1 protein-coding gene is annotated in these 1,323 nt (G+C 64.6%); it reads left to right on the forward strand.

Annotated features, from left to right (window positions below; genetic code table 11):
• Positions 1–1,245: amino acid permease (locus tag B2994_RS00095; RefSeq protein ID WP_291526385.1), on the forward strand; the 1,245-nt coding region annotated here is incomplete at its 5' end.
• Between the last annotated feature and the right edge of the window lie 78 nt (positions 1,246–1,323).

The following is a 1,323-nucleotide window of genomic DNA, read 5'->3' on the forward strand; positions in this document are numbered from 1 at the left end:
CTGAGTGAAATGGCGGTGGAGGATCCGCGCGCGGGCGCGTTCAGCTACTATGCGACGCGCTACTGGTCGAAGCGCGCGGGCTTCATCTCCGGATGGAACTACTGGTTCAACTACGTGCTGGTCGCCATGGTGGAGCTGTCCGTGGTCGGCTCGTTCGTGAACTACTGGTTCCCGAACATTCCGAAGTGGGTGTCGGCGGTTGTGTTCCTGGTCGCCATCGCCGCGCTGAACCTGATGGGCGTGAACAAGTTCGGCGAATTCGAGTTCTGGTTCGCCATCATCAAGATCGTCGCCGTGCTGGCGATGATCCTCGGGGGCCTGTATGTGGTCGTCGCCAACGTGCCGACCGCTTCGGGCATCCGCGCGAGCTTCGCGAACTGGTTCTCCGTGGACGGCGGATTCCTGCCGCACGGCCTGATGTCCCGCAATGCGGACGGCACGTGGACCGGTCTGATGATGGCATTGGTCGTGGTGATGTTCAGCTTCGGCGGCACCGAGCTGATCGGCATCACCGCCGGCGAGACGGAGAATCCGCGCGTCACGATCCCGAAGGCGACGAACGGCATCATCTGGCGTATCCTCGTCTTCTACATCTGCGCGCTGGGCGTGATCATGGCCGTGGTGCCGTGGAGCACCATCGACGGCAATTCCAGCCCCTTCGTGCAGATCTTCGATTCCGTCGGCGTGCACGCGGCCGCCGGCATTCTGAACTTCGTGTGCCTGACCGCCGTGATGAGCGTCTACAACTCCGGCCTGTACGCGAATTCCCGCATGCTGTATTCCCTGGCCAGGCAGGGCAACGCGCCCGCCTATCTGGGCCGGCTCAACAAGCGCGGCGTGCCGGTCGGCGGCGTCGTCACCTCCGCGATCATCATCGCGATCGCCGTGGTGGTGGTGTTTGTGTGGCCCGAGTTCGCGTTCAACTATCTGATGTCGATCGCGACGATCGCCGCGGCGATCAACTGGATCATGATCATGATCACCGAAATCCGGTTCCGCCGCGTGGTGGCCGCCGGCGATGGCCCGGCCGAACTCAAGGGGCTCAAGGGCAGGGAGGCGCTTGACAGGATCGCGTTCAAGCTGCCGTTCGCCAAGGTGACCCCGTATGCGGTGATCGCGTTCATGCTGCTGGTCGTGGTGCTGATGTGCTTCTCCGACAGCTACCGCATCGCCGTGGTGGCCGGTGTGATCTGGCTGGCCGTGCTGTTCGCCGCCTATCAGCTCACGCAGGTCAAGCGGCAGTAGGCGCGGCGATATGGCGTCCTGCGGGCGAGGCGGCGGCCCGCAGACGCCGGCGGATCGCGACCGCCGTGCCGCCCGCCG

The organism is Bifidobacterium sp. UBA744 (genome assembly GCA_002298605.1).
In the GTDB taxonomy this organism is placed as follows: Bacteria; Actinomycetota; Actinomycetes; order Actinomycetales; family Bifidobacteriaceae; genus Bifidobacterium.